This window comes from Thermodesulfobacteriota bacterium (assembly GCA_039028315.1).
In the GTDB taxonomy this organism is placed as follows: Bacteria; Desulfobacterota_D; UBA1144; order Nemesobacterales; family UBA2774; genus CR02bin9.
This window is the reverse complement of record JBCCIH010000022.1, coordinates 1-16,309: the sequence shown is the minus strand read 5'-3', so window position 1 is coordinate 16,309 and position 16,309 is coordinate 1. Positions and strand designations below refer to the sequence as shown.

Below are 16,309 nucleotides of genomic sequence, written 5' to 3'. Positions count from 1 at the left end.
GTCGGATCAGGGATGGCTGTGGATATCATATGAGCCCTGGGGATGGGCCACTTACCACTACGGCCGGTGGGTCTTTGATGACTACGCAGGCTGGGTTTGGATACCCGGTACAACATGGGCACCAGCATGGGTTAGCTGGCATGAAAGCCCTGATTATATAGGCTGGGCACCCCTTCCGCCAGATAGAGGTTTTTTCGTTGAAATTGGATTCGTCTTTAATTCATATAAGTCTTACTACAAACCCTACCGCTATCACAAGCACCGCTATAAAAAACATAAATATTATCACGATTACTACCACGATTACGGTCACTACAAACCACCTGCAAGACACTGCGTTTATATGCCATATCATAAGTTTGGAGATCACAAACACGCCGGCAAAGAAGCCCTTCGTCCTCAAGATCTTATTGTAGTAAGAAATTCAAGACATGTTACAAACATAAAGCGCTATGATAATAAAGTGATTAATCATGGTCCTAATAGGCAGAAGGTTGAAAGACACTTAAACAAAAAACTGGATAGACATAAAATAGTGGATAAAGACCTTATAACTGTTAGAGGGAAAAAGAATTTAAATTATGCAAAAGATAAATCCTACAATGTTTACAGACCAAAAATTGATAGACAATCCAAAAAGCCTAACAGATACAATAAATCATCTCTTCCCAATGGCTATGATAGACAGACCAGAGTAAATCAATATCCCAAATCTCGTGCAGACTATGGCAGAGAGATAAGACAAAATAATCATAACAATAGATATAAAAACAAGAACAGGCCACAGTCAGGGTTTAGGCCCGAAGATGCGATAACTACAAAGAAGGTTCAGAAGAATAAGGTCCACAACCAAAAAAGAAATCAACTACAGAATCAAAATGGTAGACATAAAATAGATAATAGATCAGATAAGAGATATAAAGCCAAGTATGAACAAAAAACTAGATCTAGTATGAATTCTAGCTACAAAGCCAAGTCAAAATCTAATAAAAAGACTTATTCTAGCAAACAAACGCGCTCATATAATAAGAGCAGAAACTATCAGCAAAGAACCTATAACAAACCTCCAAGAAATATCCCGACATCTAGACAAAATAGATTCTCTCACCGTTAAATCGTTAAATATCCGGGCCTTTAGTTTTCTAAGGGCCCGGATATCATAATATCTAAATGAGTAAAGATATAACTCAGGACAAAGAACTGCATTTATCAGAACTTGATGAATTCTTAGCATCACAAATTGTTGATGGATCCATGTCGTCTCTTGGATATTTAATTATAAGATTAGATTATCAAGGTAACATTCGTATTTCTGAAATTGCAAATACACTAGAAATAGAGAAGGGCGGGATTGATTTTGAACTCTCTCCGTCTGAATATCAGGCATTAAATTCTATAGATGTTTTGGACTTTACCAAAAGCCCAGTCTATACAAGCTCTGCATATGAGTTCTTTGATTTTATGATGATGTATTTTTCAAAGCTCTGGTGCTCAACAGAATTCAATGGGAAATCTTGGAAAGTAAAAATCTATCGTTATGAAAAGGATAATGACTAAAATCTATTTAGAACTTCATAGTATGTATTTCTTTGAGCCGGCTTAAAACCCGCAGATCTGATCATATGAACCAGTTCATCTAAGCTAGAGCGGTACTTGTTTTCAGCACAAGTTAATACATTCTCATCAAACAGTGTCCCTCCAAGATCACTTGCGCCGTAGTACATGGAGATAGTGCCTACTTTATTGCCTTGCGTGAACCATGAGCCTTGTATGTGCTTAAAGTTGTCTAAATATATTCTCGATAGCGCTAGTACTCTTAAATACCTATCGCCGCCTACTTCGCTTGAGAGCTTTCGCTCTAAAAAAGTATTTTTGGGTTTAAATGTCCATGGGATAAATGCCAAGAAGTTCCCGGTTTCATCTTGAAGTTCTCTAATTCGCTCAAGATGCTCTACAATATGCTCATCTTCTTCAAAATGGCCAAACATCATAGTCGCGGTGGTTTTAAAGCCTACTAGATGTGCCTCTCTGGTTACCCTCATCCACTCATCGGCGTCTATTTTAAGTGGGCTGATTTTTTTTCTAATTTTATTTGATAGCACTTCAGCGCCGCCGCCGGGAATTGTCCTAAGCCCTGCGTCCCATAGCTGCTGCAGTACATCAGTTGTAGATATTCCAGTATATTTTGCAATCGCACTGACTTCAGGGGCTGAAAATGCGTGCAGATGAAGATCGGGGATCTCCTCATTGGCTCTTTTTACAATCTCTAGATAATAATCCAGATCTATCTCAGGGTTGTGACCTCCTTGCAAAAGAACCGTTGTGGCACCGTTGTGGTACGAGGTGCGCATAATATCTATAACTTTATCCACACTCAGCGTATAGGCATCTGAAGCACTTGGGGGTCTCCAGAATGCGCAGAATAGGCATTCTGTATCACATACATTTGTATAATTAGGATTAGTGTCGGCTACAAATGTAACTGTTCCGTCTGGATGAAATTTCCTTCTTACAGAATCTGCTAAAGAGCCCATTTTAATCGTGTCCGCGTCTTTTAGCAAAACCATAGCTTCATCACAAGTGACCCGCTCTGAATTAAGTATTTTATCGTAAATTGATTCAACACTCATATCATTTATTGAACCCAATATATTTTTTGTGTCAATGTAGCTTAGATATTATACACAAATATCCTTATTCTAGTTATGAATAAAGAAAATGTATTAGCGAATGCACTATTAAACTTTACAATTAACTAGTTACTTGTTAGGATATATTTGTTAATTAAACATCTAGGAGGATGAAAAATGATTATAAGAATAATAACATTAATCCTTTTAATTGGCTTGACTGTAGAATCATATGCTCAGATACCTATACCATTTCAATGTGACAATAGGTTTTATCAGGTATTTAACACTGACGGAAGTACTCTAGCTCACAATGCTTTTACTGGTCAAACTGAAGTAGCATCGTTTAATGCAGGGCGATTTATAAATTCAGTCGGATATAGAAGCGCAGACAATTTTGCATATGGCATTATCGTTGGAACACCCAATCTATTTAGGCTTGGTTCTAATGGAGCTGTAGAAGATCTTGGTCCAATAGCTAATTTAGAAATGATAAACTATCCGGCCGGTGATTTTGCAGACGATGGTCTTCTATATGTCTACCAGCAGGCATTTGAAGCCTTTCCTAATATTATGTACGGAATAGATGTCGATATTCCAGCCGTTGTCAATGTAGTTATGATTGATGGACCTTTGTTTAGTACAACTGACATGACTTTTAACCCGGTTGATGGTCTGTTTTATGCAGTATCAGGTGGTGATGCCGTTCCTAATGATGACGAGATACCTGCTGACAATCTTATCGCAATAGATATTATAGAGCGAACAGTAGCCATAGTCGGGCCCACAAATGTTAGTAGAGAGGAATCAAATGTTAATTTTGCTTCTATGTTTGCGGACTCATTTGGCAACGTATATGGGCAAGATAGATTCTCTGGAGGACTTTATAAATTCGATAAAGCAACCGGAAATGGCAAATTAATTGGGTCAACTCCAGTGGTAGAAGGTGTTCTGGGAGGAACTGATGGATTTTGCTGCAAAGAAAGTGTATTACCAAAATTTGCACATCCTAGAAATGTACCAACTCTATCTGAGTGGGGACTCATAGCCACAGCTCTTATGTTAGGAGTTATAGGCTTTATAGTTATGAGAAGAAGAGCTATACAATCTGCATAGAGTCAATTTTTCAAATTTATACAATAAATTACAGGGAGCGCTTTTAGATTAATTAAAAGGCGCTCCCTTTTTTATATTTTAATCTTTGATACCAAAATCAATAATAATATTATCTTGAGTGTGATATGAAACAGATGTAGATTATTCATATATGAAAGCATTTAAGAACCTCCTAATATTCACCTTAATATTTGCTAACTTTCACTTGCTATCATCGCCAAACTCACAGGCCTTGGAAGAATCAATTGAAGAAAACTGGATGGGAATATACTCTGATGATAAAAGAGTTGGATTCTCACATACTTCCATATTGAGAAAGGATGGTTTTACAAAAGTTTATGAGCTAACAAATTTTAAAATCAATCTTCTTGGTGAAGATAGGGAAGTTTTCTCAGAAGCTACTTATAAACTCCAGAATTATAAAATATTAACTTTTGAATATGAAATGAGCTCTGACAATATAAATTTAAAAGCTAGAGGGAATAGGGAAGATAAAGGATTAGCTATTACTCTAGAGACTGTATCGGGCAAGTCAGAGCGTTTTTTGTCTATAGATAGAGAGCTAGTTTTACTATCGCTCGTGCCTGAAATTCTCACCAGAAATAATCTTAGGCCCGCTGATGAGTATGAATTCTCTATATTCGAGCCGCTCTCAGTTCTAATGGGAATAAATGTTAATAAATCCACCCATAGAATAGGAAACTTGGAAAGTATTGAGATTCCTCTTGGAAAATTTGATACATATAAAGTTATATCAGATTTAAATGGGGTAGAGATAATTTCTTGGATTACAAGTGAAGGCAAAGTTATTAAACAAGAATCACCCCCTGATCTAGTTGCAATTAGAGAATCTAAAAAAGACATTTTAGATAAAAAAAATAAGAGCTTTAATATAATACAAAAAACTTCTATACCAAGTAACAAAAAAATAAAGGATCCGTCTAAATTACAAGCCCTTACAATAAAGCTAGGCGGAATAGATTTTAATGAATTTAAACTTGAAGATGGTTATAGACAAAAAATAATTGATGACTATATAGTTATCGAATCAAAAAAACCTGTATCGAAGGAGATTTCATATACTCTGCCGTATAAATTTAAAGAATTTAGAGAATACACACAGGCTGATTTCCTCATTCAAAGTGACGACGAGGAAATAATTCAAGCTACTAATAAAATTTTAGACGGAGAGCGTAATCCAAAAACAGCAGCTAAGAAAATTAACAACTGGATATATAAGAATATCAAGAAATCGCCTACTGTAAGCCTTCCTAATGCTAAAGATGTGTTAAATACTAAAGTTGGAGATTGCAACGAACACGCGGCTCTATTTTCAGCTATGGCAAGGGCCGCTGGGATACCTACTAAAACAGTGCTCGGAGTTATGTATTATGATAATAGTTTTTACTATCATGCATGGAACGAGGTTCTCTTAGACAATTGGGTTGCTGTAGACTCAACTTATGGACAGTTTCCTGCAGATGCAACGCATATTAAATTAATTGAAGGTAATTTTGCAAAAAGTGCAGAGATATCAAAACTAGTGGGTAAACTAAATATCGAGATAATTGATGCTTCTTAGAACAATTAGAAAAACACATTCACACCTATCATTCTTTCTAGTACTGGCGTTTTTAGTGCTCGGCATGGCTGGGTGCGGAACCAAAAAACCAGCTACTGAGATTGATGCAGATACTTTTTCTGATAGCAGCCTAGAGCCTAAAAGTAAATCTTACTATCATTTCACAGTATCCAGAATGCTGCTTTTAGACAGAAAATTCCCAGAATCATTATCACAGCTCGAAATTGCCGAAACCTACGACGACAATTCTGCATACTTAAAATATAATTTAGCATTAATGTACATTTCATCCGGCCGTATAGACGATGCGCTAGAAAAGCTAGAAAAATCAATTGAGATAGATCCTAATCACTCTCAGTCTTTTACTCTTTTAGGAAAAATTTATGCATCATCTAAAGATTCAGAACAAAGAGAAAAGTCGATAAAGATATTAAAAAGAGCGGTTGAACTAAACCCTCGAGATGCAGAATCACTACTTTTTCTAGGAATCATAGAGACAGAAGCAGGCAACTACAATTCTGCAGAGAAACATTTTAAAAAAATCACTGAGCTGTATCCAGATAATGAAAGAGGGTTTTTCTTTTTAGCCAGACTTTATTATGAAAAAGGAGATTTTGATAAGGCAGAAGAACTGTATAACGAATCATTACAACTAAACCCTAGTTTTGTTATGGCACTCATAGAGCTTGCGCTTGTATACGAAAAACAAGGACGCTATGAGGAGTCTGAGAACATATACAAATCTATAATATCTTTATATCCAAACACCTTAGACACATACGTTAGATATGGAAATTTTCTCTTTAGGGTGAACAGGAAAGAAGATGCACAGGAACAATTCGAAAAAGCAGAGAACTTAGATTATAGAAACCCTGATTTAAAATTGAGATTAGGACTCTTATATATTGAGAATAGAGAATTTGATAAAGCAATCGAAGAGTTTCAATTAATACTACTGGGTAATCCTAATGACGAAAAAGCTAAATACTATTTAGCACTTTCATATATAGAGGTTGGAAATTATACCGAGGCCTTGAAACTTCTTGAAACAATTGATTCTGATTCAGAACTCTACAATGAAATCCAGGTACAAAAAGCTTTCATATTGGAGAAACAAGACGATTTAGAAGGCTCTCTAAAGTTAATGGAAAAGGTATATCAAAACGATCCTAACAATGAAATTGTTGTTAATTACCTTGGCAGAACTTATAGAAATCTAGATAGGGATCAGGATGCGGTTAAGCTCTATAATACATATCTAGAAACGAATACGGATAGTAAGACTATTTTGTATTCATTAGGGGTTATTTACTATCTAAATGAACAAATTCCCGAGTCCCTAGATGCAATGAAGAGACTGATTAAAATTGATCCTAACAATGCCGATGCACTAAATTTTGTAGGCTACACATATGCGGAGAGGGGCGAGAGACTAGATGAAGCAGAAGCGCTTATAAATAGGGCTTTAGAGATAAGTCCCAATAAAGGATACATATTAGATAGCCTTGGCTGGGTATATTATCAAAAAGGTCAGTATAATAAGGCTCTTGATCTATTAAATCAGGCTGCATCACTTCAGCCTGATGATCCTGCTATTATGGAGCATCTTGGCGATGTTTATGAGAAGAAAGGAAACTTAAAGAGAGCTCTAGAATATTATGAAAGAGGGGTTGTGTTAATAGAGCGGGAACCCAGCGATATAGATCCTAAATTGCAGGAGAGGCTCTATAAAAAAGTAGGCGACATAAAAAGAAGAATTGGAACTCAAAGCTGATTGTGAATAAGATAAAAATACTTAGAAAGCTAATAGTTTTATCCCTGATTATACTAATAACTTCTTGCGCAGCCAAAACGCCGACTGTGACAATAGAAGATTCACAAACAGAAGCAATTTTAGAGAGAATTTCGCGATCCGAGTCTGCTATAAGATCAATTAAGGGGCTTGCAAAAGTAAAAATTAAAACGCGTGATGACAAAATATCATACACACAGGTAACCATCGCCAAAAGACCCGATCTTCTGAGATTAGAAGCACTAAATCCTTTTGGAAAAACAGTTGGTTTTATATCATCAGACGGAGATAATATATATATTATCTCTCCCTCTGAAAGGGCCGTTTATGATGCCAACACTGAATTTGATCTCGCGAGTCTATACCCAGGACTAAACCTCAAGATAACCTCTGAGAATTTAGTAAATCTCATATTAGGAAGACTGCCAGAGAGTGTTTTTGATCTGAGCTCATCTCCAGAATTAAGTGCAGATGGCAATCTTATTAAATTAACCTTCCATTCACAAACGACAGAATTAGCTGATTATCTATGGGTAAACAAAGATAATTTTAGAGTTGAGAGAGCAGAATTTTATTTGCACGAGAGCCAAAAAGCTACAATAAACTATGAATACTTTGCGGACTTAAAAGACGGATTATATTTTCCTAAAACTATCGATTTCAAATCAAAAGGACTATCTATTACAATTGTTTATGAACAGGACATAGAACTTAATAAAGAAGTCAACAAATCTCTGTTCAGACCTCAGAGCTAGGGCTATTTATTTGTAAAAAATATTCCCAAAATTATAATAAGTTGCAGCAATTTGTTTTAAATGTGTAAAGGGGGATCGGGTAGATGCCGGATCAGGAGTATAGCAGGGTACTCAAAATCAAAAATAAATTAGGCCTTCACGCACGGGCTGCTGCAGTATTCGTGAAAACGTCTTCTAAATACAATAGTGATATTAAAATCATGAAAGACGGCTATAAGGTTAACGGAAAGAGTATTTTGGGCGTCCTATCACTTGCTGCAATTAAAGGCAGTGAAATTCAAGTTGTAACTAGCGGCACGGACGCAGACAAAGCGATAAAGGGGATACAAGAACTTATTGACAGTGGATTTGGCGAGGGCATTGAAGAAGAATAACTTAAGTAATTGCTAAATATTTCCCATGGACATTTCACTTTTTTTCAAAGGATTTTTAGTTGGACTTATTATATCGGCTCCTATTGGTCCGGTAGGAGTTTTATGTATTCAAAGAACAATGAATAATGGTTTACCAGCCGGAATAATCTCTGGCATTGCTGCTGCGATTGGAGATTGTATTTTTGCTATTATTGCGGCGTTTGGTCTAGCTTTTATTTCAGGACTTCTTACTGAAAACGAAGTTTGGATTAAAATTGTGGGCGGCGTCATACTCATATTATTTGGCCTTAGAGTATATCTGACTAAGCCTAAAGATTCTGTTGATAATAGTATTAAGATAAACCACTTTGGCACATTTGGCTCATCATTTCTGCTCACGATTTCAAACCCTCTTGTAATCTTATCTATTATAGCAGTCTATGCGATATTAGGAATTGTGAATCCAATCGTGAGTTACGCCTCTGTGGCGCTATTAATACTAGGGGTTTTTACTGGCGCTATATTTCTATATGTTCTAGTGTGTTATATGTTTTTTAAATATAGGGGCAAAATGGGACTGCGCGGAGCACTGCTTCTAAATAAGATTACTGGGCTTTTTATTGTTGCATGCGGACTCTATGCATATCTAAGTATTTTGATCTAACATTATTTATCCATCACATCAGGCCGCTGTCCTCTAAAGATTACAAGAAATACCACGCCCACAATTATTAAACCTCCGCCTAGGAGTTTAATCACAGATGGAATCTCATCGAATATAAAATACGATAAAAGAACTACGAACAAAGATTCCATTGGCATAATAGCAGTTGTACGGGACACATCTATCATTTTAATTGCCTGAAATTGACTTGCTTTGGCAATATATGCCCCACTGATTCCGCCAAGGGCCATAAACACTATATCAATTGCCCGAGAAGGCATTTCAAATGTTCCTGTGATTACCAAAAACGTAATCATAACTACTGAGACCCCGAGCGCCCTTAGGTTAGCTACCATAAGCATGTTTAAATCATTTGCTACTTTTTTTACAATAAAAGAGATGCAGGAGTACAGAAATGCGGCGCTAAGAGCGGTTAATGTACCAATCAAAAGACCCCATTCTCTTTGATAGGCTACAATCACACCGCCAATAATTGTGATTATAATCCCAACACTCTCACCTCTGTTTAATCTTTCACCCAAAAATATCATCCCTAAAAATAGTGAGAAAAGAGTCTGGGCTTTCATAAGAAATGAAGTAAGAGGTATACCAATAGTTCTTATGGACATAATCCACAGAGCTGCTCCGACTGAAGTGAGGACCGAAGTGTAGATGAAAATTTTTACATAGCTTCTTAGTTTTTTTACTTCTGCCCTTTGAGCCGGTACCGCTAGAGTTACAAATATTGACAATACAAATGAGCTAAAAAACCAAAAGAAAGTTGCCGTTTCCAGATCCAGACCGAAATCAAGGGCTCTTCCAAACGCGTATGATAGTGCGGTGAAAAATGCAGTCGCAACTAAAAACAAGTATCCGACAATGGGAAAGCGGTTGTCTTTATTGTGATCAATCTTACTCATTTTGATTCAACTTTGCTCCTTCTCCACCACCAGGCTAGTGCCGAGCCTGATATATTCATCCAGACGCTAAATATTGCTCCGGGAAGAGCGGCAAGGGATCCAAAAAATGTGTTAGCCAGAGCAACTGCTAATCCTGAATTTTGCATTCCAATTTCTATAGAAACGGCCCTGGCCCTTACAACATCCATTCCGAAAAACCTTGCAACACTATATCCGATTGAAAAACCTAATAGGTTATGAATTATTGCCACAATTGCAACAACGGCCCCAACAGCAGCAATAGATGAGGCATTTGCAGCAACAATGACAGCAACAATAAAAATAATTGCAGCGGATGACACGGAAGGCAAAATAGGTAGCACATATTTAATATTATCTTTTATTAGCATTCTCAGTATGAGTCCGAGCCCAACTGGTAAAAGAATAATTTGTACAGTTGATAAAAAGAGCTTTAACACCGGAACATCTATCCATTGACCTGCGTATAGGTACATTAAAAGCGGTAGCATTATGGGAGAGATTATTGTTGATACTGATGTCATAGTTACAGAAAAAGCAACATCTGCTTTTGCTAGGTATGTGATTACATTTGATGATGTTCCGCCCGGAGAGGCCCCGACAAGAACCACACCAGCTGCTAAAAGCGGGTCTAGTCCGAATAATTTTGCCAGAGCAAAACCCAAAAACGGCATAGCTAAGTACTGCGTAATAACGCCTACTCCAATGTCTTTTGGTCTTATAAAAACCCTCTTGAAATCTGATAAAGTGAGAGTCATCCCCATGCCAAACATAATTACTCCAAGTGTTGGAACAATTAAAGATTTAAGCCCTTCAAAGTGCTGCGGAGAGATATAGGCTATGGCCGAGAAAAATATAATCCAGAAAGTAAAGTAGTTGGTGACTACGTTGTTTAGGAGTGACAAATATCTCAAGTGTGTATCTTTTTAAGGTGTGATTTAATTCAGTCCAACACTACATAAGATTCAAATTTGTGTCAAACGGACAATGTCCGTCGAAATTTATTACATATTAACTATAGATAAGCTAATTATCTTGACTATCCAGTGCCCCAGCAGCTTGATCAACTGCAATGGCAAGTTTAGAGAAGCCCTCTGATTTTACGATATCCATTACTTCTACAACCTGGCCATGAGGTACTGTATTATCAGCTCTTATGATTACTATAGAATCTTTATCTTCTATTTCTCCTAGCTTTGGGGCTAGATCATCAATGTTTATCTCTTTGTCGTTGTAGTAGATTTGGCCAGCCTGGGTGAGGTTTATAGTGAGCTGCTCAGTTTTCACAGGCTCCGCAGAGCTTGCTGAGGGCAGCTTTACATTTATCCCGCCAGATGTGGCTGCAAAGTTTAGTGACAGAGCAAAGAAAATTAAAAGGTTAAACACAACATCTACTATAGGAGTAAGATCAAGTGTTGCTCCTGTTCCGGCTTTTGCGTTTTTTTGCTTTCTAAATCTCATCCAAACATTCCTTTTGTATCATCTGAGGTTGGGCCACCACTTTGTTTATTCATAACTACCATTTCCATAATTTTTCTGCTTTCCTCTTCCATGAGTGATATGAGTTCGTCTGCTCTACCCACAATGTATTTATATGCAATAAAAGCAGGTATTGCCACTAATAGACCAAAAGCTGTAGTATAGAGCGCTTCAGATATTCCACCTGCCAGCTCAGGTGGATTTACTATAGGTTTGTCGGCAATAACTTTGAATATTTTGATCATACCCGAAATAGTTCCAAGTAGACCAAGAAGTGTTGATACACTACTTATCGTTCCTAAACCTTCAGTGTATCTTAAAAGTTCAAGAGTCTCTTTTCTTCCGGCTTCCTCAATTTCCTCTCTAAGCTCATCTTTTGGCTTGTCTGCATTTTCCAATGCCACAAGGGCAACTCTTGCAATGGAAGAGTTATTTGTGCGAGCATAGACCTCAGCATCTGTTAATTTTCCCTGTGATAAGAAGCTGTATAATTGATCTAAGAAAACCTCTGGAATAATATTCTTAGACCTAAGCATCCACATTTTTTGAAGGAATATTGCTAGACCCACAATAGAGCATAAAATTATGGGATATACAAAGAAACCACCTTTTTGTATTAGTTCGAAAACACCTGTATCCATATTGATGTAGCCCTCCAAATTAGAATCAAATTACTAATTAGATGAGTAATAACGCAGTCTGATTCAGTGGTTAATTTCTTAAATAGAATAACTAGGGGTTTACTCAGGTCAATAAGATATTCATTTGATAATGATTAGAGATGATATTGCAATTAGGTCAGGACTCGGTAATTTATACCGCTTAGGAGATGTAATGAGATACTCGAACTATTTTATTCCTACATTAAAAGAAGATCCCGCTGATGCTGAGGTAGTCAGTCATAAACTAATGATCAGGGGCGGCATGATTAGAAAACTTGCTGCAGGGATCTATAATTATCTCCCGCTAGGGCTTAGATCAATTGGCAAAGTTGAGCAGATAGTGCGTGAAGAAATGAATAGGGCAGGAGCTGTTGAGCTTCTTATGCCTGCTGTTCTGCCTGCCGAGCTATGGGAAGAAAGCGGCAGATGGGACTATTACGGCAAGGAACTACTCAGATTTAAAGACAGAGCAGACAGGGAATTTTGTATTGGCCCAACACATGAAGAGATAATTACCGATATAGTAAGGCGAGATATCAATTCATATAAGCAGCTTCCAGTTAATTTATATCAGATTCAGACCAAATTCAGAGACGAAATAAGACCAAGATTTGGAGTTATGCGCGCCAGAGAGTTCATAATGAAGGATGCTTATAGCTTTGATGCCACTGTAGAGGGTGCTGAGAAGTCTTATTGGGCCATGTATGAGGCCTATACACGTATATTTGAGCGCTGTGGGCTTGAATTTAGGGCAGTTTTGGCAGATACAGGCAATATTGGAGGAAATTTCTCTCACGAGTTCATGGTTTTAGCCCCTACAGGGGAAGATATCATAATGAGCTGTGATAAATGTGACTACGCCGCTAATTTAGAGCTAGCTGAAATTGGTAGAGAAGAAATAGAGGAAGAGAAAACCTCAAATGATAGCAAAGAAGCTGTTGAAGAGGTACATACACCTAACTTGAAATCTGTTCAAGAAGTAGCTGAACAATTAGGTGTAAAGCCCTCTAATTTAATAAAAACAATGATAGTTCAAGTTGATCAAAAACCTGTAGCAGCTCTTGTTAGGGGAGATCATGAGCTTAGCCTTACAAAACTTAGAAAGTCACTGGGCGCAGAGATAGTAGAATTGGCAACTCCAGAGGTAATCGAGGAAGTAACAGGCGGTCCGATGGGCTTTAGTGGCCCAGTTGGGCTTGAAATCAGAAAAGTAGCAGATATTTCGGTTAAATCCATGGGGACATCTGTTACAGGCGCTAACAAAAAGGATTATCACATTATCAATGTAGATTTGGGTGAAGATTACGAAGTCTCAGAGTTTTTTGATATCAGGGTAGCTTCAGATGGTGATAAATGCCCAAGCTGCGATAGTGCTAGCCTAGTTTCCACTAGAGGTATCGAAGTTGGACATGTATTTATGCTCGGGACGAAGTATAGTGAAGCAATGAAAGCAACTTTTGTCGATTCTGACGGAAAAGAGAAGCCATTTATCATGGGATGTTACGGTATAGGAATAGGACGAACTGTAGCAGCCGCCATTGAGCAGAATCATGACGAGGGTGGTATGATCTTTCCAAAGGCGCTTGCTCCATTTCAAGTTACAGTGCTACCGCTTAAAGTTAAAGATGAGCATATAATGTCAGAGTCTGAGCGGATTTATTCGGAGCTCATAGAGGCCGGATACGAGGCGATCATAGATGACCGAGATGTAGGGCCTGGTTTTAAATTTAAAGATGCTGAGCTGATTGGCGTGCCGATCATAGTAGCAGTCGGCCCAAGGACTATTAAAGAAGGGGAGGCCGAAGTTAAGGTCAGAAAAACGGCAGATACACGCAATATAAAACTTAAAGTAGTAGTTGATGAAGTGCAAGAACTATTAAAGTCAATTGACTGATATGAAACAATATATTACACTAAAGTATAACTTTAAGTTATGAAAAGACCAGAGCTAAGCCCAGAAGAAAGAATTATCCTTGCTTTAGACTTTCCAGAGCATCAAATTGCTCTAAATTGGGTAGAAAAATTACGCACAAAAATCAAAACTTTTAAGGTTGGGCCTATACTTTTCTTAGATTCAGGATCTGAAGGCTTAAAAGAGTTCTCAAATTTAGGCGCAAACATATTTTTGGATCTAAAGTTCCACGATATTCCCTCAACAGTTGAGAAAACAGCTCGTCAGAGCGTTCGATTTGGGGTAAATATGTTTACTATACACACCTTAGGCGGCTTTGAAATGATGAAAAGCGTTTCAGAAGCCGTAAAAGACGAGGCTGAGAAACTAAATTACCCAAAACCTCTCGTTTTGGGAGTTACCGTTCTAACTAGTCACGATAGAAAGAGTCTAGATCAAATAGGAATCAAAGATACAGTTGAAAACACTGTTATGAACCTTGCTGAATTAGCAGAAATAGCTAATATTGACGGTCTTGTATGCTCCGGAGTTGAAGTAGAAGCTTTAAGGAAAGAATTCGGAGATAGATTCTCTTTAGTAGTCCCTGGAATACGACCAGGTACAGATACTCACGACCAAAAGAGGGTTACTACCCCTGCCGAAGCAATTTCCAAAGGTGCAGACTATTTAGTAATCGGCCGAGCCATCGCAGAAGCCGAAAATCCAGAAGAAGTTGTGGATGAAATTGTAGAATCAATCAAATAATTTAAGGGCAATTACACATGTAACTGCCCCTAAACATGGAATTATTTCTTCTTAAAGATTATAGACCTAATAATCATTACTAACCCAGGAATTAAGAATATAGCTAGATTAGCCATCGAATTAGGTACATTAGAGCTATTGGTGAGTGTGCAGCCGCCTCCACCACCGCCTCCACCGCCTGACCTTACTCGAACGGTTACAGTGTTAGAATCTTTTTGAATCGGATTGCCCAATTCATCCAGATAATCAACTATTGCTTGGTTAACAATATCAACACCTTGCTGACCTGTGATACTTATAACTATATCAAAAGTGATTTCTTCACCAGCGCTAACCGTACCAACATCACATCCAACAGTGTTTAAAGGCCCAATGAGTTGTTCGCATTCAGGAGAAGACAGGTCATCCCTAAATGAGGACCCTAAAGGTAGAGCATCAGTAACCTCAACAGCTGTTGCCTGAGCACCTGGGTCTCCAGATCCCTCCAGAGTTATTGTATAAGCAATAAGAGAGGGGATGCCTGGATCTATACGATTTGTGTCTGCCGACTTATTTATTGTCACATCAATTACTTGCGGAGGCTCATTGACTACAGTGATTGATCCACTAGTTGTGTCCGCAACAGGAGGCAGAATGTCTTGGCCATTTGTATCTGTAAGACTATTTACGCTAATATCCAATGATGTCGAATTCCCTACTTGTGCGCTGCCATTAACACATGTGTTTATAGTGATTATTTCACCATCGGGCAGGGGACTAACGGGAGCTGGTCCTTGGTCTAAAGATATGATAAGTTGGCCATTTGTTAGAATAGTTGAGATGTTTACAACTGGAAGACCATCTAGGGCAGGTCCGCGAAATGCATCAAAAAACGAGCAAAAGAACACTACATTTGGGTCAAACTCTACATTTATATTAATCGCTCCCACCTGTCCGTCGTTTGAGAAATCCAAATTGACAGGAATAAGCTCACCCGGCTCAGCCTGCGCATTAGGTAAGGAAAAAGCAGGCGGTAGCTGGGCTTTTGCAGCATCAATAGACAATAATAGTAATAAAGAGACTAATACAGATACGTTCACAATTCTTAAGATTCTATGCATTATTCTATCCTCCGATATCTTTGATACACATAAAATACCGCATATATACTAAGATTTCATTAAGAATTATATCTATTTGTATTTTTATATATCAAAATAGATAAAAAGAAAGTTAGTCGGGAAACATTACAAAGTCATTGAGATCACTAAGTATATTTATAAGATTTCAATAAATGCAGTGTATTATAATCAAGGTGTAAAGTAATATATGAAGTGTTAGAGCGGACCTTTTATATACTTGATATTAAATATAAAGTGTATTTCTTAAAATTTTGTAAATATTAAATAAAAAGGCGCCGTTTATCTCTAAACAAGCGCCTTTTCGGTGATTATTCGTTTGCTGCTTTTTTCTTCTTGGTTTTAACTTCTTTTGCCAAGATTAACTTGTTATCTTTATCAGTATCGACCACTACGTGATCTCCCTCATTAAACTCGCCTTGTAGAAGATCTGTTGCAAGCGGGTCCTGTATGAGCTTCTGAATCGTCCGTTTAAGTGGACGCGCTCCATAAACAGGGTCATATCCGCTCTCTGCGACTGTTTGCTTAGCAGAATCGGTTAATTCTAGGCTCACGCCGCGCTCC

Annotated in this window: 17 protein-coding genes; 10 read left to right on the top strand and 7 right to left on the bottom strand. The window is 37.7% G+C overall.

Annotation, left to right across the window (positions count from 1 at the left end; translation table 11 throughout):
- Positions 1–1,114 (top strand): DUF6600 domain-containing protein (locus AAF462_02750; protein ID MEM7008030.1); only part of this gene is annotated, 1,114 nt, incomplete at its 5' end.
- A 56-nt stretch (positions 1,115–1,170) separates the two neighbouring features.
- Positions 1,171–1,557: a hypothetical protein gene (locus AAF462_02745; protein ID MEM7008029.1), complete on the top strand. Its 387-nt coding sequence runs from the start codon at positions 1,171–1,173 to the stop codon at positions 1,555–1,557.
- Here AAF462_02745 and mqnC read toward each other — a convergent pair.
- On the bottom strand, positions 1,554–2,630 hold the full coding sequence (gene mqnC, locus AAF462_02740) for a cyclic dehypoxanthinyl futalosine synthase (protein ID MEM7008028.1): 1,077 nt from the start codon (positions 2,628–2,630) through the stop codon (positions 1,554–1,556). The genes AAF462_02745 and mqnC overlap by 4 nt on opposite strands.
- A 177-nt stretch (positions 2,631–2,807) precedes the next feature.
- Between mqnC and AAF462_02735 the strand changes: the two genes are divergently transcribed.
- From AAF462_02735 to AAF462_02710, 6 genes are all read left to right on the top strand, one after another.
- Positions 2,808–3,746, top strand: coding sequence for an IPTL-CTERM sorting domain-containing protein (locus AAF462_02735; protein MEM7008027.1), 939 nt, complete (start codon positions 2,808–2,810; stop codon positions 3,744–3,746).
- A gap of 151 nt (positions 3,747–3,897) precedes the next feature.
- Positions 3,898–5,328, top strand: a complete 1,431-nt coding sequence (locus tag AAF462_02730; GenBank protein MEM7008026.1) for a transglutaminase-like domain-containing protein — start codon at positions 3,898–3,900, stop codon at positions 5,326–5,328.
- Positions 5,318–7,102 (top strand): tetratricopeptide repeat protein, encoded by a 1,785-nt coding sequence (locus AAF462_02725; GenBank protein MEM7008025.1) that lies wholly within the window; start codon positions 5,318–5,320, stop codon positions 7,100–7,102. Before AAF462_02730 ends, AAF462_02725 begins: the two co-directional genes overlap by 11 nt.
- Positions 7,103–7,104: 2 nt before the next feature.
- Positions 7,105–7,875 carry a DUF4292 domain-containing protein gene (locus tag AAF462_02720; protein ID MEM7008024.1) on the top strand — a complete coding sequence of 257 codons (771 nt, stop codon included), beginning with the start codon at positions 7,105–7,107 and terminating at the stop codon, positions 7,873–7,875.
- 83 nt (positions 7,876–7,958) lie between these two features.
- Entirely contained in the window at positions 7,959–8,249 is a 291-nt protein-coding gene (locus tag AAF462_02715; GenBank protein MEM7008023.1) for an HPr family phosphocarrier protein, read from the top strand.
- Between the two features lie 25 nt (positions 8,250–8,274).
- Positions 8,275–8,892, top strand: a complete 618-nt coding sequence (locus AAF462_02710) for a LysE family transporter (GenBank protein MEM7008022.1) — start codon at positions 8,275–8,277, stop codon at positions 8,890–8,892.
- A gap of 2 nt (positions 8,893–8,894) precedes the next feature.
- On the opposite strand, the gene AAF462_02705 is transcribed toward AAF462_02710, so the two are convergent.
- From AAF462_02705 to AAF462_02690, 4 genes are all read right to left on the bottom strand, one after another.
- Positions 8,895–9,812, bottom strand: a complete 918-nt coding sequence (locus tag AAF462_02705; protein MEM7008021.1) for a DMT family transporter — start codon at positions 9,810–9,812, stop codon at positions 8,895–8,897.
- Positions 9,809–10,744, bottom strand: coding sequence for a bile acid:sodium symporter family protein (locus tag AAF462_02700; GenBank protein ID MEM7008020.1), 936 nt, complete (start codon positions 10,742–10,744; stop codon positions 9,809–9,811). The genes AAF462_02705 and AAF462_02700 overlap by 4 nt, the downstream gene beginning before the upstream one ends.
- A gap of 112 nt (positions 10,745–10,856) precedes the next feature.
- Positions 10,857–11,291 carry a biopolymer transporter ExbD gene (locus AAF462_02695; GenBank protein MEM7008019.1) on the bottom strand — a complete coding sequence of 145 codons (435 nt, stop codon included), beginning with the start codon at positions 11,289–11,291 and terminating at the stop codon, positions 10,857–10,859.
- Positions 11,288–11,950 (bottom strand): MotA/TolQ/ExbB proton channel family protein, encoded by a 663-nt coding sequence (locus AAF462_02690; GenBank protein ID MEM7008018.1) that lies wholly within the window; start codon positions 11,948–11,950, stop codon positions 11,288–11,290. Before AAF462_02690 ends, AAF462_02695 begins: the two co-directional genes overlap by 4 nt.
- 193 nt (positions 11,951–12,143) lie before the next feature.
- On the opposite strand from AAF462_02690, the gene AAF462_02685 reads away from it, so the two are divergent.
- Entirely contained in the window at positions 12,144–13,865 is a 1,722-nt protein-coding gene (locus tag AAF462_02685) for a proline--tRNA ligase (protein ID MEM7008017.1), read from the top strand.
- Positions 13,866–13,904: 39 nt separating this feature from the next.
- On the top strand, positions 13,905–14,627 hold the full coding sequence (gene pyrF / locus AAF462_02680) for an orotidine-5'-phosphate decarboxylase (GenBank protein MEM7008016.1): 723 nt from the start codon (positions 13,905–13,907) through the stop codon (positions 14,625–14,627).
- Positions 14,628–14,668: 41 nt separating this feature from the next.
- Here pyrF and AAF462_02675 read toward each other — a convergent pair whose 3' ends face one another.
- Positions 14,669–15,727, bottom strand: coding sequence for a cohesin domain-containing protein (locus AAF462_02675; GenBank protein ID MEM7008015.1), 1,059 nt, complete (start codon positions 15,725–15,727; stop codon positions 14,669–14,671).
- Between the two features lie 329 nt (positions 15,728–16,056).
- The coding region (locus tag AAF462_02670; GenBank protein ID MEM7008014.1) for a hypothetical protein at positions 16,057–16,309 on the bottom strand (253 nt) is incomplete at its 5' end.